Below are 22910 nucleotides of genomic sequence, written 5' to 3'. Positions count from 1 at the left end.
GAAATTCCTTTACGTATGTCAATGAAGATGGAGATACAGTTACCTTGGATATGTCCACAATCATTAAGGCTAATGAAACTATTACTACTTTAGTTAAGGACCCATCAGGCAACGGACAATACACTTATACCAATGAAGCAGGTGTAGCTGTAGTAATTGATGTTCAGGCTGATGTGATCAATAACTTTGAAGATATCATCAACCAAACCGATGTACAGGAAATCATCAATAACATCATTAAAAACGTAGGAGGAAATGTACACTATGACGGAAATTCCTTTACGTATGTCAATGAAGATGGAGATACAGTTACCTTGGATATGTCCACAATCATTAAGGCTAATGAAACAGTAACAACCTTAGCAAATGCAAATGGAGTTCTTACCTATACTAATGAAGCTAATGTACCAGTAGTAGTAGATATTCCTGCTTTAGTTAAGTCTAATGAAACCTTAACGGCTCTTGAAAATATAGTAACGCAAGAGAGCGAGGAGAGTGGAGAGATTGTTGATATTTATACGCTAACCTACAAAGATGAAGCGGGAGATTTACATCCAATCGATATTAAAGTATTAGTGAAAGGAACAGAGACAGTAACTACCTTGGTTTATGATCCAATGGAGCATGTATTAACTTATAAAAATGAAAAAGGAGAAGTTACTAACTTAAAATTGACAGATTTAGTTGGTGATGGAGAATCGTTAACTAAGTTGGAATTTGATGCAGCGACCAATTCTTTACTATATACAGATGAGGATGGAATTATTCATACGATTGAAATCGAATCAATTAATAAACACCCTTGGTTAGATTCCTCAACACATAATGTCGCTACTAGTAGTACAGCTGATATTTATACTAAAGGATGGGTTGGAATTGGGTTTACTGAACCATCTGGCGCTCCTAATGAGAAGTTAAGAGTTAATGGAAGTATCACAGCTGTAAATAGTTACTATGCAGATTATGTATTTGAAAAGTATTTTGATGGGTATTCATCTTTAAAATATGATTATAATTTTAAAGGTTTAGATGCTGTTGAAGATTTTATTAAAGAAAATCGTCACTTACCTGGGATAACGCCTATTCATGAATTGAGTAAATCAGAGGACGGCTATTCTTTTAATGTTTCAGAATTATCAATTCAACTTTTAGAAAAAACAGAAGAATTGTATTTGCATATTATTGAGCAAAATAAAGAATTAGAGAAAAAGGAGTCTAGAATTAAAGAATTAGAGCAAGTTAATCAAAGTGTTCAGCAAAAAGTAGAACAATTAGAACAAGTTAATCAAAATGTTCAACAAAAAGTAGAGCAATTAGAGAAAATGCTTTTAGATTTCATACATAAAAATTAACTTTTTAAAATTATTAATTATGCGTTATAATAATATGATATACAAGGGGATGAAAGATATAATTTCATTACTATTGATCCTTTTTTTAGGTGTCTTTTCAAGTATGGGCCAAACTAATATGACAAAAATTAAAGATGGTACTATTTCTGGATCTGCTACTGTGCCTGGTTTGGGAGTAATACTTGAATTAGAAAGTGTTAATAAGGGATTTTTAACTCCAAGATTGACCACACAACAAAGAGATGCAATTGCAGTTGTCAATAGAACAGATGGTTTATTGATTTACAATAAAACAACAGGATGTTTTAACTATTGGAGTGAAGTACAAGACACCTGGTTGAGTTTATGTGGTACGCCGCCTCCAGCTGTATTTGAAATTAGTTCAATACAATGTTCAGAGATAACGGTAAATGGTACATTTAAACAAGGAGAATATTTGAAACCTTCGAATTATTTGACTATACCTGTAACAGTAACACAAGCAGGAACCTATGATGTTTTAGTTACAACAAATAATGGTTATTATTTTTCTACTAAAGGAACTTTTCCAACCTCAGGAACATATACTTTGATTGCAGAAGGAGTAGGAACTCCTAATGTGGGCTATAATGTTGGGGAGAATGGAGATTTATTGACTATTTCATTGAACAATAAGCCTAGTACATGTGTTAGTAAGTATGTTTTTGTTGATAAAGCAAGTGTTAGTTATAAAATAGATTGTAATGGTGCAATAGTTCAAGGTGACTATATGATCGGTAGATCGTTAGATGGGAATAATAAGATTGTTTTAGAGGTTGACGTGCAATCAGTAGGATATTGGAGTATATCAACTAATACAGTCAATGGTTATTCATTTAGAGGATCTGGGACATTTACGCAAATTGGAGGTCCTCAAACCATAGAATTATTGGGAAATGGGACACCAATAGCTTCAGGCTCTAATTCATTTAATTTGACTTCAAATTCTGATGATGGTGCTAGTTGTACTGGTATTCAAGTTGTAGTACAAGCTATTAAGTATACCGTAGATTGTTCTCAAGCAATTGTTGCTGGGGTGTATAAACAAGATGAAGCTATGACAGCTTCTAATACAGTAACGATAAAGGCTAATGTACAAGCTACTGGTGAAACCACAATTCGTACAAATACTGTAGGTGGTATTTACTTCACTTCTGGACCACTTTCTTTTGATACACTAGGTGACAGGGATGTTGTATTAACAGCTGTTGGAACACCGACAACCCCAGGTGTAAATACCTTTACTTTAGATGCATCCCCAGGTATGGTTGCTACTTGTGGATTTGATATTACAGTAACAAGACAACCTGTAGCTTATAGTTTAACTTGTTCTACTATAGTGGTAAATGGAACGTATGCTCCTAATATAGCAATGAATGCTACGAATACAATGACATTAAGTGTAAACGTTCAATATCCAGGTGCTTATACTATATCTACTAATACAGTAAATGGTGTGACATTCGCGGCAAGCGGTACATTTACTTTGACCGGTACACAAGATGTAACACTACAAGCTTCAGGTACAGGTCTAACAGGAGGTACTCATCGATTTACAATTAGTTCAAATAGTAGTTTAGGAAGTAATACATGTAACAAAAATGTAGAGTTTGTTTATCGCAAAATAAATGTCCTTGGATTAGGAGGTGGTACCTATCAACCTGGAACGGCTAGTAATACGCAAAGTACAAGGGCTATATTACAATCACCTGCGAATTTTGGACCTACAGGAAAAGTTCAAGTAGATGGTATTACGATTTTTAATGGAGGTACAGGACAAGGAGCTACATTGAGAAATAACATCAATAATAATAAAATTGACGTAATTGTTATTGGTTATAATTACCAACCATCTGCAGCATCAATTGCCATTTTAGAAGACTTTGTTAAAAATAAGAAAGGGGTATTGATTCACTCTCAAGAGAATGATGCTACAGGGGCTAGGGATTTAATTAATGCAATAGCAAACTCTGCAACTACTAATGTATCAGGTACTGGAACTACTTATATCAATCCAATTTTAAATATAGATAATATATTGCTAAATGGACCTTTTGGAGACATCCGAGGTAAAGCAGGTGGAAGTGATGTAAATAATTCTTATTACGTGACAGGTTTTTCGAATGAATATACTAGTTTTGCTCATCAACAAGGTAATACTTCTCGTTCTTGGGTGATTAAGCACAATACATTAGGATATATTTATGTTGGTGATTCTGGATGGACCTCTGGTGATGCTAATAATAATTCAACAACTATTTGGCCAGCTGCTATGACAGCAGGAGGATTGCCAATCTCAAAAGCATATAATGGAGGTACTTTGGTTTATAATAGTATTTTATACGCTAATATTATGACTTGGGCTATCCAATATGTACAAGAAAATACAAATGTAGATTATATAGTTCCATAGCGAATGCAATGAATAATAATTGAAAAAAATAAGCTTGATTAATTCAAGCTTATTTTTTTATATTGAAGTCATCTTGATTTTTTAGTTCTATCACCAATAGTGTCCTAAACGTTAAAAAAAAAGCAAAAAAAAAGAGTGAATTAAGAATCTCAAATTATATTTGAGTTGCACACCAAAAAACACTCTCTATGACAAATGTAACTTTATTTTCTCAAATAATCCAAAAACTAAATCCTTCAAAGTTTAAGAAAATCGTAAAGGAAAAGTAAACAGATAAATATAACAAGGGCTTTGATAGTTGGAGTCATTTAATCTCTATGTTATTTTGCTATTTTGCTCGAAGTAAATATGTTCTTGATATTAGTAATGGACTTCGCTCTGCTATTGGAAACTTAAATTATTTAGGTTTAAGTATAGCAGAATCTAAATCAGCGGTAAGTTATTAGAATAAAAAAGATCCTATGAGCTCTTTAAAGAGTATTATTTTGTTTTGCTCGAAAGTTTAGTGTCCAGATGATAAAAAGATCAGTAATTGAAACTGTTAACGATGAATTAAAAAATGTATGTCAGGTAGAACACTCTAGACATAGATCGCCTATTAATTTCTTTACTAACCTTATCGCTGGAATTATTACATATCATTTCTTGCCTAAGAAACTTGCCATAAGATATGAGAAAGTAAAAACTAATCAATTAGCCTTGTTATAATCGAACTCAGGTATTTAAGAAAATCAATCAATATGGGAGATCACTTTTAGGCTTTAAAACAAAAGTAAACACTGTATTATAGGAAAAATACATATCCACAACTCTTGAGCTTGATTCAAAAAAGAGGCTCCTATTTAGAAGCCTCTAAAATCAATTGTTGTTTATTAGCTCATTTATGAGCTACTTGAAAAAAGTGTGAGTTTTGATACTTCTTTTAAATCTAGCAACAAAGATTAATTAAAGTGTGAGTTTTGTTGTTACTTTTTTAAATCTAGTAACAAAGATTAAATTGAGAATTAATAATGGCTTATTCTCTTCATTAAAACATGTAAATTAAAAATAATAACTTTATCGCTTCCTGCATTTACTGCTTTAACAACAATGCAAAGCTAATTCTTGAACTCTTATTCAAGCTTATATAAAAACGAATAAAAACTGCGTTAATCACCATTCTCTTTATATTTATTTCTGAATTGCAAAGGAGTTAGACCTGTTTTTCTTTTAAAAAATACTGTTAGATGATTAGCTTCTTTAAATTTTAGTTTAAATGATATTTCATTTATGTGTAAATCTTTATATAATAACAATCTCTTAATTTCCATAATCATTCTTTCTGATACCCAGGCATAAGGAGTGATATTATCAGTTTTTTTAAATGCATATTCAATTGATCGAACACTTAGTTTTAATTCAGAGGCATACATTTTTACAGTCATACTTTTATCTATCTTATTATTAACTAAATGTTTGAAATTAGATACAATTAACTTATCGTGTGAAATATTTAGCTGTTGAGTAGTAGATTTATCAATAGCATTTTCTAAAATTAGTAATGTATTGAAAAGGTAATTATTTAAAATATATTGCTGTTTAGGGTAAAAACTTTTGTTTAACTCTTTTTTGATAAGTGTAAATAATAAAGTTAATTCTTCATACTGCCCACTTATATCAATTGACTGTAAATGATCAGTTAAATCAAAAAGTTTTGTATTATAGAAAAACTGAAAATGTAGCTCATCAATACAAAAGAATTCTTCAGTAAACATCAAAATCTCAGACTTATAATTTATAGGCTGACAATATTGCTCTACCTGATTCTTTGAGACTATTAAAACTCGTTTAGGAGCGACATCAATTGAAACAGAATCTAAATAATATGTTCCTTGTCCTTCCAAAAACAGATGAATACAAAAAAAAGTTAATTTATGAGGATAAAACAAGTGTTGATCCCTAATTTGTACTAATTTATTAACATCTTTGCAGTTGATGTATAATCTATTATTAAATCGGTGAAGAAAAGGTTCCAAAGGTAACTTATTCATAAGTAAAAACAGTAGTGTTTGTTTTAGAGTAATCTCAATAATGAGTAATATTAGTCATTATTTTCTTTGTACAAAAGAAAAGAAAATTAGCTATACAATCTTATATTTTAACGAAAGTAATATGTATATCCCCACAAATAAAAGAGTAATTTGAGATAGAGTCTTTAAATATACCTATCTACCCCTGAGTAAGAGTTTTTTGTGAGATCTAAATATTATTGTACAGTGTTTGAGATTAACTTTTTGTAGTTATAAGTATGTAGATCCGAAATGTTTTTTTTCAGTTTGCAAAAAATATAAATTATAATAGCTTGTAATAAATACAGCATAAATCCCTTTTTTTCAATGTAAAAGCTTTATTTGATTACTCTGGTTGATAAAAACAAGTACACGCCCATTAACGTTTGATTAAGCTTGTTTTAAATAATGCCAAATAGAGAATAAAAACTTTTATCTATATCGCAGGGTGATTAAGATAAATTAAATTGATGCAAACTACTAAGGTTAAATATCAAACAAGGTTTACTGAGAAATCGATTTCACTTAGATTATCTGTATATACTTGTAGCTTAAATCACTAGGATAGAGCATTTCATATCCTTGAATGCTAGTTAACTGATTCTTTGTTAGACTTATAAAATTATTATATTAGGATTGTGTTGATTCTGTTTTATACTTAATTACCCAATAACTAAATGTTGCTGACTTAATTCCTACATTTTTACATTTTTTGCTTGTTTTAATGCACTTGCTTTGTAATGCTTTACAATAGTTACTTTATTGATCATAAAAATAAGCAAGAAGTTAGTATAAGTCAAAGAACCTTTAAATATACAAAAAAGGTTTGGAAAGCTTCAGAGTTGGTTTATGAACAAACCGGTTGCGAGTCATTAATCTCTATAGAGCAAGAGAAACAAAGATTAAAACAAGTTTATAACACTAACTCAGTATTTGCAGATATTACCTATAGTTAGGTATGATTGTATGCTACAATAAAAACATCTAATATTTTATTAGATATTAACAGAATTTAAAGTGGGGCTATCTTATAAAGACTAGCCCCACTTTGCTTTTTTTAACCTTTGTATGGCTGATCTTGATCCATGTAATCCTCAAGAGACTGTTTTAGTTTATCTAGAAACATAGTCCTTGAATAACTTCTTGTTTTCATGCGGTGAAAGGTGTGGTGAATATTATCTGAGATATTAATTTGGAAAACTTGCCCTAAAGCTTTTGATAGTTTTTTTATTTTAACCTTACCATGATTTACAGATTTTGTCACATACAAGGCATATATTAGTTCTATTAATGCGCTATTTGATTCAGACCAGGTTATAGCGTTTTGGGTGGCTGTACCTATAAGGGAATTGTAAGAGGTTGTTTTATTGTTTAAATACGCACTTAGAAGTTCATAGGTTATAATACGTGCTATTTTATAATCATAAAAGGTTGAGAATTTAGGGTTTATTTCAAAACTAAAACTATTTACCAGATGTGTTTTATTTATGTGCCCTGTTGTAAAGTATTCTATATCTCTATGTGAAGCCTTTGTTTTATAATATTTATAGATATCACTATATAGGTGGTATTTTTTATATTCACTGTGGAGTTGTTTTAGTTTTTCTTGAAAGTATATCTTAGCAGATACTATATCACTTGGAGACTCGCACTTAAAACCGTATAATTTATTGTAGAAGATAAGCTTTCCAAGAATTAAAGGTTTAATGTTTTTAAAAAAATCAATTTCTTGCTCTTGACTGGTAAAACCATAAAGAAGAACTTGTTTTTTGATTTGTTTTAAAACAGCTTTTAAAAACTCGATCATTTCTAATGTACTTGAAATAGAAACAGATTCTAATGCCCCTAGTTCAGCTTCTTTTTTGATAATCTGACTAAGGGCATTTTTTGTTGTTGTTGTTTGATTCATGAGTTGTAATTTTTATTAAGGTTGGTTTTGTTTTTAGATTTATCATAAATGTTGGTTTTTGGATAACTGTGCTAAATAAGTAAAAATATTAATCTTAATCAATACGTATTTATACGTATAATTACGTAAAAATACGTATTGACTTTATAGTTTAAAGTATTAAACTTTATGGATTAATTATAAATCAGTATTTTTATGAAAATTTCAAATCAAAGTGGTCAAGTGATTACAAAACAAAAAGCTATTGAGTATATCACTGAGTTTAAAGCTCAGTATCCAGATGCGATAAATAGCTATTATGTAGGGATAGATAAACTACAAGCGCTTTTGAGTCAAACCAATTGTATAGGTATGCGTATCTATCCAGGGCTCAATAAACAAACCGCTTTAACCAATATGGTTTTAGTAGGAGTAGATCAAAAAGGGCAGGATATTAGCGATGGAATTATCCTAGAGGAATTAATCACTTGTCCTCCTGCTTGTTCGTATGATAATACTTTGGGATAAAAGCAAGCTTTATGTATCAATGGGGGTAATAGTATTAACTTTATTGTTTGGAATTATACCCTTTTGTCTTTACTTGTATAAAAGGCGAAAGGGTATTAATTGTGATAAAGCTTATTTGGGAATTGTTTTATTGTTTTTTATTGCTTCTTTGTACGAGACAATAGCAAGTCTTATTTTAAAGATTAATGTTCTTGCATGGTTCCAAGTTTATTCCCTTTTAGAGTTTATAGCTCTGTTTTACCTTTTTATAAACTTATTAAATAGAAAACCAAAGGCTTACTTTTACCTGTCTTTAGGTCTTTTTGTAATAGTTTATCTGTTTTCATTCCGCTTTTTAACAAACCATCATTTTCTGGTATCAAAAACTATAAATAAGGTCTTTGTGATGATTTTTGTGATTGTTTCTAGTTTTATTGTAATTAATCAGAATTTTATTCAAAAAACAAGTCTAAGACTCTTTAAAAGGGCTGATTTTTATATGGTAATAGGCCTTTTTGTTTATTATAGTGTGACTATACCTTTGTTTGTGTTGTGTAGTTATAGAGTGGATAACAAATTATATTTTTTAGATTATTGGTTAATTAATATTCTAGGGAGCTTAACCCTTAGAATTGTAATATCTATTGGAATATGGAAAATAAAATAACGCTTATCTTTTGGCTGGCCACAATCTCGGCCACTGCTTTGTGTGGTGTGGTTATAGCTATTGTGATATTATATCAGAAAAATCTTAAGGAGTATCAAATCAAACTTTTAAACAACCGACTTAGTATTATTTTAGAAGCTGAGCACAAGGAAAGAGCTCGCATCTCAAGAGAACTTCACGATGGGGTGTGTAACGAGTTGGCATGTGTGTTAAGTTATCTACAGATAATAAAACTCTATCAAGATAAAAAGACAAAAAAAGATGCCTTAAAACAGATAAAGAAAATAACTTTAAACACTTATAAGCAGCTTCAAGAGCTGAGTTATCATTTATCTCCACCTTATATTGAGGATAATCCTTTAGAGTGTATTTTATCTGATTATATAGGCCGAATTAACAAGACAAGTAGTATTGAGTTTAGTTATCACTATGAGCCAGTTAGTTTTGAGTTAGATCAAAATGTAAAACTAACTTTTTATAGAGTAGTTCAAGAGCTGATACAAAACATCATAAAGCACAGCGGGGCTAGTAAGGTAAGTTTAAGACTTCTTTGGGATAAGGGTAAACTTATCTTATTAATTAGTGATAATGGAATAGGCTATGATTCTGATATAAAAAGTGATAACGCCCAAAAAGGTATAGGTCTTAGTAATATACATGCTAGATTAAAACAAATTAATGCTGATTTTAGGCATATAAGAGAAGAGAATTCAAATGCAATAGGTATTTATTATGCAAAGCAAAATAATAAAAGTAGCAATAGTGGATGATCACACAGTCTTTCGAGATGGTTTTGAATTGATCATATCTAGGATTAGCTCTGTAGAGGTGGTCTTAAAAAGTTCTAATGGGTTAAAATTATTACAAGGCTTAAAGACAATAGAGGTTGATATTGTGTTTTTAGATATTCAGATGCCTAAAATGGATGGTTATCAAACAGTGGCAGAGTTAAATAAAACTTATCCTTCTTTAAAGGTAATTATACTTTCTAGCTTTTATGATCATCATAGTATCGCTAGAATGCTTAAGTTTAATATCTCAGGATACTTAAGTAAAAAAGCCAAATCTAAGGATATTGAAAAAGCTATTTTAACAGTTAACAAATCATTAGAGTATTTTGGTAAAAGGGTTAGAAAGGTTCTAATAAAACTTAGCTTTGATATAGAAAACACCACATGTGTTTTCTCCCAAAGAGAATTAGAAATTATAACTCTTAGCGCTAGACAGCTTAGCTCCTCTGAAATAGCTGATAGCTTACATATTAGTTGTAGGACAGTTGAAAAACACAAAGAAGGTTTACTTGAAAAAACAGGATCTTATAATTTTACAGGTGTTGTTTTATATGCAATTTCAATGCATTATATTAAAAAACAGGATTTTATAAACAGTTATAAAACCTCTAAAAGAAAATGAATTATAAAAAAAAACTAACTAGTCTATGTAAAAAAGCTGTAATTGATTGCTTTTAAATCACATTATAATAAAAAAAACAAGCTTGAGTCTGTTGGTAATAAAAGAGATGTTCTTTTCTAGTTCTCTTATTTTAAGGTCTAAGGGGGATAGGTTTTAAAACTATCATATCTTCTTAAAAAAGTTAGCTGTTTTTTAAAATTTAGCCTAAGGTAGGTGAGTTTGTTTAAATAGCGTAAAATCTCAATATTTAGTGTTTTTTGTTTTAAATATATAAAAAACACAGTTTTTTACTTTTTTGTATAAGGGTTGGATATAAGTTATTTTATTTTTAATTGCTTTGTTTTTTTGATGTTATTTGGTTTTTTAGATTATAAGTGTGTGTTTTTTCTTGAAATTTGTTTTTGTTTTAATAATAAATGTTTTTTTAATTAGTTATGATTTTTACAATATTTATTATTAAATTTAAAACTAAATATTTTTTAAATTTAATTGTATTATGAAACAACAAAACACCTTATTTTCAGAATTGAACTTATTAAGAGGGAGTGATCAGTATCCTTCACAAGAAATCAAAGAAAGACTAGTGGATTTGTATCTTCCAGGATCTGTATCAGATTTAGCCATTAATTTATCTAATATTACCTCACAGTTCTATGCCTTGCAATTGCAATTAATTGGGCAAAGACATGGGGTAGATCAAATAAGGGTACATTCTGAGGCATTGTTCTATGATCTAGGAAGAGTAAAAGCACAACAAGCCCTAGACAAGGACCCTAATATGATTCGTGATTGTAGATCATTAATCTTAGTGGCTATTTCTGCCATTTATACCTCTAGCCCAGAGTTTAAGTTTCAAGTTAAAGATTATACCCCGGATTATGCAGTTATTGAGCTAAAGGGAGCAGATCGTTATCACAGGGCGGCTAAACTCTATAAAATCGATCAGTATCTAAGCTTCCCTACTTTAATTGCTTTTATGGAAGGAATTAAAGATTATCTTGGATTAAATCATATTGAAATTCACGTACCTCAGTGCTCTTATGATCAGCATTCAAATATAACATGTACCTATATATTTAAACAAAATAGTTTATAGTATGGAGCATATATATGAATCTATAGGAGAGGGGTATCCGTATCTGTTTGAATTAGATAAATTAATTATAAACCAATCTAGTGTAGAATATACTACAACTAGCTCTGAAAATCAGTTTAAGGAGTTTAAAAAGATAGGACAAACTGCCGCAACATTAGCCAGTATATCATTGCTACAGGATATGAGGGTCTGTGAGAAAACCTTTTTTTTAGCTGAAAAAATTCGAATAAGAAAGATTAGTAATACAACAATGGATCAAGAGTTAAGATACTGCGCTAGAACTGTTTGTTTTTCAGAGCGAAAAGGCAAAGTATTATTAGATATTTTTGATAATCAGTCACAATTGGTTTATACCTCTGAGCTGGAATATGTAATTTTTAATCAGAATGCTTTTCAGCAAGTTTTCAGTGGTTTTTATACCCAGAGGATCCCTGTTAAAAATGACCTAGTATATCAAGAAGTGGAAATTGATTTAGGTAAGCCAGCGCATTTTAGTATTGATATTCCAGCATTTACCATAGAGCATTGTAAAGGTCACTTTGATAATTACCCTATAGTACCTGGGATTTTTATAGTAGGTAGATTGTTAGAAGGCATTGAAAAGTTCTTCAAACTTCATGATAAAGAGTTTCAAAATAAAACCTTAGTGGTAGATAACCTGGAAACATTTTTAAAAACAGCTACCCCTATTAATATACCCTTGCAATCTTTGGTTACTTATTATCAAGTATCAAGAGATAGTTACTTGTTTATTTGTCCTGTTGGTGATAAAAACACAGAGTATGGTTATTATATCATTACTATAAAGCTTTATTAAGTAAGCTACAATGTAGCCTTTAAAAAAGAAGATTATTTTAAGGTAAACTCAATGTTGATATTCTAAGGTATTTACCTTTTTAGATTGGAGAGGTGGTTTTAGGTATTAATTTTTATTATTATAAGATTGTTATAAGATTGTTATAAGATTGTTATAAGATTGTTATAATTGGTTTTGGAAAAAGTGTTTTTCTAAAACCAATTATTTTTTAAAAACAAAAAACACATCAATTATTACTAATGATGTGTTTAAAAACACTAATATTTGCAAATTTAAAGCGAACTTAGATGTGAAAATTACTTCTAATACTATGCTCTTTTTACATTTACGGCATTGAAACCTTTTTGTCCTTTCTCTACGTTATATGTTACATTATCACCTTGTCTAATGTCATCTTCTAAACCTGTAGCGTGAACAAAAATATCTTCATTTCCATTTGTTATAAATCCGAATCCTTTTGTTTCATTGAAAAATTTTACTGTACCTTCTTGCATAATCTTAATTATTAATTTAATATTTTAATTGTCCCCTAATAAAGTATTTACCTAGGGATTTTATCTTAGATAATTTATTTTATAGCCCTCTTAATTTATAAACTAGAAGGCTTTTTTTTAAATAGTTGAAGGTATAGTTGTAATATCCATCCATTCATACTTTTTGATATAATCATTTCTTCTAAGGTAAGATCATTTCTATGATCTTGGTGTTGTATTTCTATTCTATTCATATATATTGTTATTGGCTTGAAATTCTTTGTGAAATTCATAACCTATTTGTTTTTTATAATAAGATACTTTGGCTATTTAGTATAACTAAATGAATCTTTTTGTGTAAATATTTATTCTATTAACTGGATTTGTATTACTTACTTTAGTTAGATATAATCTTCTTAAATGCGTTGTGTAATCTAAACTCAATATTATAAATAAAGTATTAACTATCTAACTTTTTAATATGTTTGTTAAAAATAATATTAGTGGTTAGATTTAAGTCTTTTATAAGTTGTAAGACATAAAAACACCTAATAAATGGTTGTTTTTTTATTCCTATTATATAGAAGGAGTATTTTTTAGATACTTTAAAAGATGTTGATTAAATTGAAAAAGAACAACTTATTTAAATCATCAATTACTTTTATTAAAAGAGGATAAATATTTAAAATCATACAATGTCTATTTTTTTATTTACTTTAATACAGTAGAGGTGTTGTATAAAAGATAACCATGTTTTGAGTACATGAAATTTTGCTTTAAAAAATAAAAAAATGATTTTTTTAAAAGTGCTATTAAATAATAGAATTTATTTTATACTGAAGTTTAAAGAGTAATAAATTCTTAATATAGTGTAGAACTACTAAAATACATAATAAGCTATTATTTTGATTAAAAATTTCGCCTATTCATATTTACATCGGCAAATGTAAGTATATTATTTGTAATAAAAAAATAATTTTCATTATTTTACCTAAATATACTTTACCTATAAACAATAAGAACGTTATAATTGGTTTTGGAAAAGTACTTTTCTAAAACCAATTATTTTTAAAATCAAAAGCGTTATTTTGCTTACGATAATGCATTCTTTAGTAGAATCATAGATCATAGAAGACACTTGATGAAAAATAAAATTATAATAGGGCTTATAATAGCGTTGAATCTTTTTGTTATTGGTTATTATACTAATTTGCAACAAGAAGAAAAAGTACTAAGCAATTACACTACAGGGTTTAATGGAGTAGTTGTAGAGAAATTTAATCCTCGTGAAAAACTACCTCATACCTTTTTAAAAATTAGAATTCAAGATGATAAATTAATCAATGTATATCCCACTACTATCATTGGAAGCTATGCTGTAGTGGGGGATAGTATTATAAAAATGGAGAACTCAAATAAGTGTATTGTCAAGAAAAGTAATGGAGAGATAGAGCATTTTTCTTTTGAAGGTCAGTATATTGAATTTCTAAATGAGTAAGGAGAAAATCAACAATTAGAAATAAACATTACACAGATGAAAACAACAAAACCACTTGTAAGTAAAAGCTTTAAAAAGATAACACTCTTAGTTTTTACTTTGCTTACTTGTCTGCTGGCTTTTGGTCAAAACAACCAGATTAAAGATGTTATTTTAGTGGATGCGACACAGCTTAAAAATAAAGATAAAATTGCACAGCCTGTTCTGTTTAATAAGAAGGCAAATGAATGGATCATAGAGCTAAACCAGCATGATGTATTTATTTTTAAAGTAATTAAAGAAATAAAATTAGAAGATATTCCATCTGATTATAAAATTATTGCTCTTGATTCTTTTATTGATGATTCTATATCTAGATATGAGAAACTTAATGGGAAAAAACCAGAACCTCCATATTTTGGAGGAACGCATATAGAGACTATGATTTATAAAAACTTATATTTAAAGGTTAAAGATACTGAAGAACGATATTATAAGGTGTCGATACGATATGAGTGGAAGATTGCGTAATTAAAAATATGCCTTTTAATTGGAGTTTATCTTTTATAGCATGGTTGTGAAACCTTTACTGTAAGAACTCTTTTACTTGCTTCACAAAAGAATTAAATGACAACTATAAAGAAATCACTAAATAACAAGATAGAATGCAAATAAATATCAAATACATTATACTTTTATTATTTACACTTCAAGGCAGTATAGCTCAAATTAAAGATCCAATAATTCTGAATATAGACAATAATACTAGACTTAATGTCGATAAAAATAATAATTATAATTATGTCAGAATAATTATAGAAGAGGAAAATAGTCTGATTTCAAAAGTAACTTTAAACCATTTTAATTACAGTACTAGAATACAATATGATTTTAAAATTGTAGAAAAACTAAGTTCATTAGATACTGATATAAAATATAAAGAAATGGATATTCTTCTTTTTATTAGTTATAGTGATTGTAAATATCAAGAATTAATGGAATATCAAAAGAACAACAACCTGCCTCCTATATTACAAGGGGCATTTACATTTGATAATGTAATTATTAAAGACAGTAGAGATAAAAACAATATTAAATTGTATAGAACAATAAATAATAATATTCAAGGCTATTTAAATAAGCGTTTTGATTAGTACTTAATATAATTAATTATTATTAAAACCCCTATTATTGTACAACATCCACCTGAATATATAGAACGAATGACAAAACAATTGAATGTCAATAATATGAGAAACTATATTTTATCAATTACCCTATGTCTTATTGCTAATCTTTCATTAGCCCAAGTTAATATTACTGATACAATTGTTGTAAGCATAACTAAAGACAAAAGCTACATACTAGTAGAAGAAGAAAATAAAATCTCAAGTATTTTTTTGCCTTCAAATGATGGAGGAGCTCGTTTAGACACTTATGAATTTACATTTCTTGAAGAAGTACCTACTCATGCTTTTACAAAAGAATACTCTATAAATGATTTTGATAAGTTTATGTTAGACTACTACTATAATAATATCTATAATAAAAAATTTTTAGATCTTGGCAGAATGTATTTTGGTAATTATAATTTTACAAATCTTTTTGTTAGAGTAAAATCAGATAACGCAGAGAAACTATACAAGGTTAGATTTAACTACATATCCGTCTCATATTAATATAACCCTAATTTTATAGACTTATCTCTTATAATACAGTTTTGGAATCCTAAACTACTGTAAATCTTTTACTTGTTTTAAAAAAGCATTAGAATACAACTTAAAAGAATATAAAAATGCAAAAAACAAAACCACTTGTAAATAAACACTACTTTAAATTTATACTACTGCTATTAATACTAATTGCTTTCAAACCTTTATATGGCCAAAAAATAACAGTAAGAGAGGATCTTGTTTTAGATACTGATAAAGAGTTACTAAATAGTTCTACCGAGTGGTTTTCTTTCAATAAAAATAAAGAAAAATGGCAATATAAAAATAGTTCAGATAATTTCTATTTTGACTTAATCCAAGAAGTTAACTTAGATGAAATACCGAAAAATCATAAAGTAATATCTTTAAATCAGTTTAATCTTGATATTGAAGAACAATATAGACAAATTCATAAAGAAAATTACCAAGAAGAACTTTGGAAAAATATGTTTTCTTATAAAAGAAATTTCAGATATAGTAACCTATATATAAAATTGAATAAAGAAAACTCAATAAAGTATTACAAAGTAAATTTTAATTATCAGTGGAGTTCTCATTAGAAGTGTGTACTAAGCATAAAAAGGTTGAGTCAGGCTTTTTTTATTTTATCAGTTTAACATTGATTTACTGTAATAAGTAGTGTACTTTCATCAGAATATACATGTAGTATCCAAAAGCAAAATAGCCTCTGTTTAAGGGCTTTTTATTTCACCAACCTTTGATACTCAACCATTATTTTTTATATTAAAAGCTTTAGTTTACTTGTTTTGAGTTAGATATGTGCTTGTAATAAAGTAAAAAACAGAGTGATTGTTGTTTTATTATAGAAAAAGATAAGTTATGTTCAAATTTTTAATATTGTATTTAGCTGTTTATGGCTAAAAAAGTAAAAAAATAAAAAAATAATCTGTTTTTAATGATTTTTGACTTTATTGCAGAATTTAGTGTTTTTAAAATGTTTTAGTGAAAGATGTTTATTTTAAACAAGCTTAAGCTAAAGGTGCAATGCGAATACTTCAATAAAACAAAACCGCTTATATAGACATTCTGTTCCAAAATAGGACACACTACGTAGAAATACGTATTGAATTGAAAAATAGTGATTTGTAGCTTTGTTTTTCCCAAAATGCAATCATTATGAAAACTAAGTTTATTTTATTTGTTCGTTATTTTCTTGTTTTACTTTTTGTCTACGCAGCAATAAGTAAGCTTGTTGTCTTTGAAGAGTTTAAAGTACAACTCACTCAGTCCCCACTTCTAAGCGTTTATGCAAACACTATAGCCTACATGGTTATAATTGTTGAGATAAGTATCTCTTTGCTACTTGTCTTAGAAAAGACAAAGTTATCGGCTCTTTATCTAAGCTATGGTTTAATGGTTGCATTTTCCATTTACATCTACTTAATTCTAAACTACAGTGATTTTATTCCCTGCTCATGTGGAGGAGTACTTGAGAGGTTAAGCTGGAATGAACATTTATGGTTTAATATAATAATAAGTGTTGTAATTCTACTTGCCCTTTTCTTTGAAGAAGATAAACCAAAACGATTCTATTTTTTATCTATCGCAACCACACTTGTAAGTAGTAGTGTTATTATACTTGTTTTTTTATCCTCAGAACATATCATAAAAAAAGAAAATCCTTTTATAAGAAGATACCTGCCTCATGGGGTAGTACATGATGATACTTTAGATTTAAAAGTAAATACTTTTTATTTCTCAGGATATTACAAAGACAAACTTTACTTAGGTAATACTAAATCTCCACTTGTATTTATTAGTGTGGATTCTCTTTTGCAAAGACAAGACTACTTCATTAAAATAGATTCAACACATTTTCCTTATAGGTACTTAAGATTAAAAACAGTCTATCCTTATTTTTTCTTAGCAGATGGATCAATTCCAATTGTTTATAAAGGAGAGTTAAACTCTAATGAGAAAATAAAACAAACAGAAATATTTAGTTTTAAAGAAGCTTACTTTAACGATTTTATTGCAATTGATTCCACATCTATTGCAATCAAAAGTCAAAGTAGTCAGGACTACAAAAATGTATTAGGAATTATTAATTCTGAAAACACCCCAAGAGCGTTTATTGATGCTAGTATATTGGAGAGTGATTCCGATGGAGTCTTTGACAGTGATGGGAGTTTTAGCCTAAGTAAACAAAACAAAACTTTAATCTATACTTACTTTTATAAAAACCAGTACGTACTGACAAGTTCTGCTTTAGAATTATTAAAAAGGCAAAACACAATAGATACTACAAAATCACTTCATATAACCGCAGCAAAATTAGCCTCAGGAGAAAACAAGATGACAACTCCTGTTAGCCCTATAAATAAAAAAGTAGTAGTTAAAAACAATCTGCTGTTTATTGTATCAAACTCTCTTGGACAAAATGAGTCTAAGGCAATCTGGAGACAAGCTAGTATTGTTGACATCTACGACTTTGTAAAAGACAGTTATATCGCAAGCTTTTATATCTATCACCTAGGGCAAGAGAAGCTATCTGATTTAATTGTTACAGATCATTACATATATGGTCTATTTGATCAAAAACTTGTGCGTTATAGACTGGCCAAATCCCTGACAGACAAGTTTGATTAAAGTTTAGCTTGATCTTTAAAAACAAGCTACTAACCAATTTAAATTTTATTAAGATGAAAAAGTTTTTAAAATCAGCAGGATTGCCAATCGGTGTATTTGCTCTTGCTATCGGAAGTGCGTTTGCAACAAACGCAGTGAAAAACGCCCAAACAATTGTGCCTGCATATCAGAAAATGGATAATGATGGACTTGTTTGTGAGTTACGTGAAGCGACCTGTGATATCAATGGAACAGTTACTTGTACATGGATAGATGGTTCAAATACTTATGAGTTATATGCTGAGAAATTTGATGAGGAGTTAAATACTACAGTATGTACATTACCATTGTATCAAATAATAGAGCCATAATAATTAAGTTTTAATTATAGTAAAAGGGACTGTCTTTATGAGACAGTCCCTTGTTTATTTAAGATTTTTGTAAAATAAAAGATTGATAGTACTAATTTTTTAAAAACATTATAGTATTGTGAAGTGAGCACTTTGTTTAGTTATAAGTCATTTTTTCTTTTTCAAATGTAGTGTTGTATTTGATCCAATAGATTTCTTTGTTTTTTAAAAAATAATCAAACCAATTAATTAATTTTTTAGTAATATCTATTTGATTTTCTTTTTTAGATAATCCATGACCTTCATTTTTATAGAATAATGCCACATGGGGTACATTATAGCGTAATAAGGCTATGAAAAACTCTCTTTGTTGTTCCCAGTGAATATTTTCATCTTTTTTACCTGTGAAAGTAAGTATAGGAGTTTTAATTTGATCGACAAATAATATAGGGGAGTTTTTTAAATATAATTCTTTGTCTTCTTTAAAAGTTTTAGGCATCTTGTATTGCCCATTTTCAAATTGAAAGTAGAAGGGGGATATAAAATTCTCATTATAAGAAAAATAAGAACGGATAATATCAGAATTTCCTGATCCACTTACAGCACATTTAAATAGATCTGTTTGAGTTATAATAAAATTAGTTTCATATCCTCCATGAGAGAAACCAAATAATCCTAGGTTGTTTTTATCAATTGTTTTTTCCTTATGAAGCACTGCTTTTATTCCTTCTTCTACACAGTGAAGAGCAGATAATCCAGTACCTTGCTTAGTATCTAAAATATCTGGTAAGAAAATAAAATAGTCGTTTTCTTGTAGTAATGTAATATTAAAACCATCACTATTTAAATAAGTAGGATAAGTGAAAAAATTAGCTAATTGACTTTGAATTTCATAAATACGAGTAATCATTGGGTATTTTTCGTTTGGATTGAAGTTTTTTGGATAAAATAGGACACCTTTTAAATCATTGCCATATTTGTCCTTATAAGAAACAATCTTTTGTTTTTGCCAAGAGAAAAGTTCTTTAGGCATAGTATTTTTAAGAACTAGTTTAGTCTTGCCATTTTGATACATATAAATAGACTTAGGCATATCAAAGTTTTCTAAAGAATAAGTAATGGATTTAAAGTCATCACTGTACTTTATATTTGATATGCGATTTTTCGTATTATCAACCACTATATTTAGAGTTTCGTTGTCCAAAACTAAAAGTGATTGAGTATTTTCTTTAATATTCCATTTTTGAACAAGAATTAATTTGTCATTATTTGTAATAATGTTATAATGCAATTCACTGTTTTTTTTAAAACTAGGGTTGTTTGAAGAATTAACTATACTATAGTGAGTATCTATGTTGTTACTATTTATAAGTATTTTAAAGATTTTATTTTTAGTGTCATATCTGATAAGATTTGAATCAGCAGTAAAATAGAAATACCTTTCATCTTTAGACCAAATTCTAATTTGTGTCTTTCTAAATTCAAGATTGTTATTTTTTAGTTTATAAGTACTTTCAATCTCCTTACGATTAATATTATAGAAATTTAACGTATTTGCTTTAATGTATATGAAAAAATTTCCTTTAGATGATAAACTAGTTGTGGTAAAAGGTGATGTTTGTTGTTTTGTAATTATTGTAAGTTTATCATCTTTAATATTGTAAAGGCTAATATCTCGTGGTCTTGCTGACCATGAAAAAGTATAATCTAGATATTGGTTTGAATTAAATACAAGTAAATCGCTTTGCTTTAAAGAAATAGACTCATGATTATTTAGTTTTTGGGGTTGGGAAATTTTTTTATTAGTGTAATTAAAAATAACATGTGAATTTGTTCTTTTTTTTTGAGTAGTAGCATTGGATTTATTCAAAGCATCTCTTAAATAAAGATCATTAGTACTCCACATTTCAATTTCTTTTGAACTATAAGGAAGATAGTTTGATTTAGATGTTTGTATTAATTTAAAGCTATTATTACTAATTGCTTCTAAATTGTTATAATAAAAATTTTTATTTAGTAGTTGCTTTTTAGCATGATTGCTTTTGTAGTTGTAAAATGTTATAAAAGGATATTTATTATCATTTTTTGAGGTTGGTAAAAGAAAAACAATAGGGTATTTATTACTCCATCTAGCTTGTTTAATAGAGTATATTATCTCTGTGTTTATAGTTCTTTTTAAATCTGATAAATTAATAATTTCAACCCCTTTTTCTCGATTAGTATATTGGATAAGAAGATTTTGTTTGTCATCACTTACACTTGTAAAAGAAACTTGATCTTTTGGGCTTGTCCAAATTACTTTACTTTTATTTTGAAGTATTTTAATAAGGTTATAGGTTTTAGTGCTTGAATTTAAGTAAAATAAAAGCCCATAATCATCTATGATAATTGGTTCAGTTATATTAGAAATAATTTGACTCTGTAATGTATGTCCATCAAGTATTTCTATTTCTTTTTTATTGTTATTATAAGAAATTATTGAATTGTTATTGAATTGTTTGTAAATAGAATTTGATTGTTTACTTTTTATTAACTCCCCCTTGTTAAATATAAATACGCTATCTCTTGCAGAGTCAAATTTATAGTATTTATGTATAACAGCTATTTGACCATTTCTAGAAAGCATACTATTTCTAAGTTCACTATATTTTAAACTATCATTAATTGTTTGTGCAGAAAGAGATATAATACCTAATAGAAGAAGTAAAAAAGAGTATAATGCTTTAATATTAGTATTCATTTTGAGGATTTAGATTAGGGTTAATAAGGATTTCTTTTTCAGGATAGGGAAGAAGTGCGTGTTTGTCTTGCCAATTAGGTTTAGTGGCTTTTAATAGAGATAACTTATTATTTCTTTTTAAATCCAAAAAGCGTCTTCCATGTTCAAGGAAAAATTCTTTTTGACTTTCTTCAAGCATGACAATTAGAATTTGTTCTTTAGTTAAAGTATTAGTTAAAGGTGATAGACCCGCTTTTTGTCGTATAATGTTTAAATATGGAATAGCTTCTTTTTCTTTGTTTTGATAAATTAGAGCTTCGCATAATACAAAATAAGCTTCTTCTATTCTAAAAAGAATAGAACATTCGTCAGTATTATTAAGATGGTTTTTATATTTAAAGGCATAGAATCTATTTGAATTCAAGTATTCTTTCGTCCAATTTTTTTTTCTTAAATCATGATTGTCAAAAGAATTAAGTAGAGCTTTACTAAGTTTATAAGGTGCGTTATTTGAAAGCATTACGTAATTTCTTGCTTCGTAAGTAGCGGCTATTGACGAACTATTACTTAGTTGCCAAAGTGTACTTTTTGATGTGCTTTTGAAGGTTTTTGATAAATCAGTTTCTATACTATATAATGGATTACTTAGTATAGTTTTGGCTAGAGATTCTGTTTGATCATATTTTTTTTGAAGTAAATAGTTTTTAGCTAGTATAAGTTCTACAACCGCCTTGTTTGGGTAGTATTTGTTTGATGATCTATAACTATATGAAGTGATTTCATTTGCATGTAGTAAATCCTGTTCAATATGATCTAAAACTTCTTTATAACGCGTTTTTTTAATTGATGTATTTTCTTTATAATTTGTTGTAACTGTATAAGGAATATCTCCAAATATTTGAGTAAGTATTTGATAGTATATTGCTCTTAATATATAAGCATCAGCTAATAATTGATCTTTATCATTGGAATCTATACCATTAGAGTTTGATACTCTATTTATAAAATCATTAATTCCATATATATGAGCATAAGAGGTATTCCAAAGGGATAGAAGTACATTTTTAGTAGGATCTAATGTGTTGTTAAAAAGTAGAAAATTGTCTGATGTTACAGAAGAAGATATTGGCTCTAGTTCATCAGTGTAAAGACTTAATAATGTTCCTATTCCTTGATTTTTAGCAGTTAAAAAAGAATTTTCTCTAAGGTTAATGTATAGGTTAGTTAATACTGATGAAGCACTTTTTTTGTCTTTGAATACTTTCTCAGAATTTATTTGATCTGTTGGTAAATCTATTTCAATCATATGCTCACATGATTGAAACATTAGCATAAATGCCAATAATAAACTTATTTTTTTCATAATAAATA

Annotated in this window: 20 protein-coding genes and 2 pseudogenes; 16 read left to right on the top strand and 6 right to left on the bottom strand. The window is 28.3% G+C overall.

The genetic code is table 11. The annotated features are described in order from the left end of the window. The 4 genes and pseudogenes from AABL87_RS12990 to AABL87_RS12975 form a co-directional block, all read left to right on the top strand. Positions 1-1352, top strand: a pseudogene (locus AABL87_RS12990) (bZIP transcription factor); the annotation flags it as partial. 19 nt (positions 1353-1371) lie between these two features. Beyond that, complete coding sequence (locus tag AABL87_RS12985; protein ID WP_341277463.1) at positions 1372-3783, top strand: hypothetical protein; 2412 nt, start codon at positions 1372-1374, stop codon at positions 3781-3783. Positions 3784-4100: 317 nt separating this feature from the next. Next, complete coding sequence (locus AABL87_RS12980; RefSeq protein ID WP_341277462.1) at positions 4101-4229, top strand: hypothetical protein; 129 nt, start codon at positions 4101-4103, stop codon at positions 4227-4229. 73 nt (positions 4230-4302) lie between these two features. After that, positions 4303-4491, top strand: a pseudogene (locus AABL87_RS12975) (transposase); the annotation flags it as partial. 440 nt (positions 4492-4931) lie between these two features. Here AABL87_RS12975 and AABL87_RS12970 read toward each other — a convergent pair. Both AABL87_RS12970 and AABL87_RS12965 read right to left on the bottom strand, forming a co-directional pair. Next, positions 4932-5813 (bottom strand): AraC family transcriptional regulator, encoded by an 882-nt coding sequence (locus AABL87_RS12970; RefSeq protein ID WP_071307517.1) that lies wholly within the window; start codon positions 5811-5813, stop codon positions 4932-4934. A gap of 1075 nt (positions 5814-6888) precedes the next feature. Next, a complete protein-coding gene (locus AABL87_RS12965) occupies positions 6889-7740 on the bottom strand; it encodes an RteC domain-containing protein (protein WP_006258100.1) in 852 nt (283 codons plus the stop codon). A gap of 195 nt (positions 7741-7935) precedes the next feature. On the opposite strand from AABL87_RS12965, the gene AABL87_RS12960 reads away from it, so the two are divergent. From AABL87_RS12960 to AABL87_RS12940, 5 genes are all read left to right on the top strand, one after another. After that, positions 7936-8247, top strand: coding sequence for a hypothetical protein (locus tag AABL87_RS12960; protein WP_006258099.1), 312 nt, complete (start codon positions 7936-7938; stop codon positions 8245-8247). Positions 8248-8877: 630 nt separating this feature from the next. Then, complete coding sequence (locus tag AABL87_RS12955; RefSeq protein WP_071307516.1) at positions 8878-9663, top strand: sensor histidine kinase; 786 nt, start codon at positions 8878-8880, stop codon at positions 9661-9663. Beyond that, positions 9626-10306 (top strand): response regulator transcription factor, encoded by a 681-nt coding sequence (locus AABL87_RS12950; protein WP_286382424.1) that lies wholly within the window; start codon positions 9626-9628, stop codon positions 10304-10306. The genes AABL87_RS12955 and AABL87_RS12950 overlap by 38 nt, the downstream gene beginning before the upstream one ends. 496 nt (positions 10307-10802) lie before the next feature. Next, positions 10803-11402 (top strand): hypothetical protein, encoded by a 600-nt coding sequence (locus tag AABL87_RS12945; protein ID WP_016649210.1) that lies wholly within the window; start codon positions 10803-10805, stop codon positions 11400-11402. A 1-nt stretch (position 11403) separates the two neighbouring features. Next, positions 11404-12219: a hypothetical protein gene (locus AABL87_RS12940; RefSeq protein ID WP_016649211.1), complete on the top strand. Its 816-nt coding sequence runs from the start codon at positions 11404-11406 to the stop codon at positions 12217-12219. Between the two features lie 308 nt (positions 12220-12527). Here the strand turns inward: AABL87_RS12940 and AABL87_RS12935 are convergent, their stop codons facing one another. Further along, the gene (locus AABL87_RS12935) at positions 12528-12713 is read right to left on the bottom strand and encodes a cold-shock protein (RefSeq protein ID WP_041892443.1); all 186 of its coding nucleotides are present in this window, start codon (positions 12711-12713) and stop codon (positions 12528-12530) included. Between the two features lie 95 nt (positions 12714-12808). After that, on the bottom strand, positions 12809-12946 hold the full coding sequence (locus tag AABL87_RS12930) for a hypothetical protein (RefSeq protein ID WP_162264448.1): 138 nt from the start codon (positions 12944-12946) through the stop codon (positions 12809-12811). 887 nt (positions 12947-13833) lie between these two features. Here AABL87_RS12930 and AABL87_RS12925 point away from each other — a divergent pair. From AABL87_RS12925 to AABL87_RS12895, 7 genes are all read left to right on the top strand, one after another. Beyond that, positions 13834-14190, top strand: coding sequence for a hypothetical protein (locus tag AABL87_RS12925; protein ID WP_059051129.1), 357 nt, complete (start codon positions 13834-13836; stop codon positions 14188-14190). 36 nt (positions 14191-14226) lie between these two features. Continuing rightward, entirely contained in the window at positions 14227-14700 is a 474-nt protein-coding gene (locus AABL87_RS12920) for a hypothetical protein (RefSeq protein ID WP_286382430.1), read from the top strand. A 134-nt stretch (positions 14701-14834) separates the two neighbouring features. Then, complete coding sequence (locus AABL87_RS12915) at positions 14835-15323, top strand: hypothetical protein (RefSeq protein ID WP_341277461.1); 489 nt, start codon at positions 14835-14837, stop codon at positions 15321-15323. 69 nt (positions 15324-15392) lie between these two features. Further along, entirely contained in the window at positions 15393-15848 is a 456-nt protein-coding gene (locus AABL87_RS12910) for a hypothetical protein (protein ID WP_235811662.1), read from the top strand. A gap of 116 nt (positions 15849-15964) precedes the next feature. After that, positions 15965-16441 (top strand): hypothetical protein, encoded by a 477-nt coding sequence (locus tag AABL87_RS12905; RefSeq protein ID WP_286382431.1) that lies wholly within the window; start codon positions 15965-15967, stop codon positions 16439-16441. A 577-nt stretch (positions 16442-17018) separates the two neighbouring features. Then, positions 17019-18491 (top strand): MauE/DoxX family redox-associated membrane protein, encoded by a 1473-nt coding sequence (locus AABL87_RS12900; RefSeq protein ID WP_341277460.1) that lies wholly within the window; start codon positions 17019-17021, stop codon positions 18489-18491. Between the two features lie 53 nt (positions 18492-18544). Then, the gene (locus tag AABL87_RS12895; protein ID WP_326381561.1) at positions 18545-18841 is read left to right on the top strand and encodes a DUF6520 family protein; all 297 of its coding nucleotides are present in this window, start codon (positions 18545-18547) and stop codon (positions 18839-18841) included. 136 nt (positions 18842-18977) lie between these two features. On the opposite strand, the gene AABL87_RS12890 is transcribed toward AABL87_RS12895, so the two are convergent. Then, positions 18978-21560 (bottom strand): alpha/beta hydrolase family protein, encoded by a 2583-nt coding sequence (locus AABL87_RS12890; RefSeq protein ID WP_326381562.1) that lies wholly within the window; start codon positions 21558-21560, stop codon positions 18978-18980. Further along, positions 21550-22902: a RagB/SusD family nutrient uptake outer membrane protein gene (locus tag AABL87_RS12885; RefSeq protein WP_326381563.1), complete on the bottom strand. Its 1353-nt coding sequence runs from the start codon at positions 22900-22902 to the stop codon at positions 21550-21552. The genes AABL87_RS12890 and AABL87_RS12885 overlap by 11 nt, the downstream gene beginning before the upstream one ends. Positions 22903-22910: the final 8 nt, after the last annotated feature.

It is taken from the genome of Myroides sp. C4067 (genome assembly GCF_038039665.1).
In the GTDB taxonomy this organism is placed as follows: Bacteria; Bacteroidota; Bacteroidia; order Flavobacteriales; family Flavobacteriaceae; genus Flavobacterium; species Flavobacterium odoratimimum.
This window is presented reverse-complemented; position numbering and strand designations above follow the sequence as displayed.

What these genes read in the sequence shown, in the direction of transcription:
- AABL87_RS12985 (WP_341277463.1), top strand. Translation starts at nt 1,372, where the DNA reads ATGCGTTATAATAATATGATATACAAGGGGATGAAAGATATAATTTCA.
- AABL87_RS12980 (WP_341277462.1), top strand. Translation starts at nt 4,101, where the DNA reads ATGTTATTTTGCTATTTTGCTCGAAGTAAATATGTTCTTGATATTAGT.
- AABL87_RS12970 (WP_071307517.1), bottom strand. Translation starts at nt 5,813, where the DNA reads ATGAATAAGTTACCTTTGGAACCTTTTCTTCACCGATTTAATAATAGA.
- AABL87_RS12965 (WP_006258100.1), bottom strand. Translation starts at nt 7,740, where the DNA reads ATGAATCAAACAACAACAACAAAAAATGCCCTTAGTCAGATTATCAAA.
- AABL87_RS12960 (WP_006258099.1), top strand. Translation starts at nt 7,936, where the DNA reads ATGAAAATTTCAAATCAAAGTGGTCAAGTGATTACAAAACAAAAAGCT.
- AABL87_RS12955 (WP_071307516.1), top strand. Translation starts at nt 8,878, where the DNA reads ATGGAAAATAAAATAACGCTTATCTTTTGGCTGGCCACAATCTCGGCC.
- AABL87_RS12950 (WP_286382424.1), top strand. Translation starts at nt 9,626, where the DNA reads ATGCAAAGCAAAATAATAAAAGTAGCAATAGTGGATGATCACACAGTC.
- AABL87_RS12945 (WP_016649210.1), top strand. Translation starts at nt 10,803, where the DNA reads ATGAAACAACAAAACACCTTATTTTCAGAATTGAACTTATTAAGAGGG.
- AABL87_RS12940 (WP_016649211.1), top strand. Translation starts at nt 11,404, where the DNA reads ATGGAGCATATATATGAATCTATAGGAGAGGGGTATCCGTATCTGTTT.
- AABL87_RS12935 (WP_041892443.1), bottom strand. Translation starts at nt 12,713, where the DNA reads ATGCAAGAAGGTACAGTAAAATTTTTCAATGAAACAAAAGGATTCGGA.
- AABL87_RS12930 (WP_162264448.1), bottom strand. Translation starts at nt 12,946, where the DNA reads ATGAATAGAATAGAAATACAACACCAAGATCATAGAAATGATCTTACC.
- AABL87_RS12925 (WP_059051129.1), top strand. Translation starts at nt 13,834, where the DNA reads ATGAAAAATAAAATTATAATAGGGCTTATAATAGCGTTGAATCTTTTT.
- AABL87_RS12920 (WP_286382430.1), top strand. Translation starts at nt 14,227, where the DNA reads ATGAAAACAACAAAACCACTTGTAAGTAAAAGCTTTAAAAAGATAACA.
- AABL87_RS12915 (WP_341277461.1), top strand. Translation starts at nt 14,835, where the DNA reads ATGCAAATAAATATCAAATACATTATACTTTTATTATTTACACTTCAA.
- AABL87_RS12910 (WP_235811662.1), top strand. Translation starts at nt 15,393, where the DNA reads ATGACAAAACAATTGAATGTCAATAATATGAGAAACTATATTTTATCA.
- AABL87_RS12905 (WP_286382431.1), top strand. Translation starts at nt 15,965, where the DNA reads ATGCAAAAAACAAAACCACTTGTAAATAAACACTACTTTAAATTTATA.
- AABL87_RS12900 (WP_341277460.1), top strand. Translation starts at nt 17,019, where the DNA reads ATGAAAACTAAGTTTATTTTATTTGTTCGTTATTTTCTTGTTTTACTT.
- AABL87_RS12895 (WP_326381561.1), top strand. Translation starts at nt 18,545, where the DNA reads ATGAAAAAGTTTTTAAAATCAGCAGGATTGCCAATCGGTGTATTTGCT.
- AABL87_RS12890 (WP_326381562.1), bottom strand. Translation starts at nt 21,560, where the DNA reads ATGAATACTAATATTAAAGCATTATACTCTTTTTTACTTCTTCTATTA.
- AABL87_RS12885 (WP_326381563.1), bottom strand. Translation starts at nt 22,902, where the DNA reads ATGAAAAAAATAAGTTTATTATTGGCATTTATGCTAATGTTTCAATCA.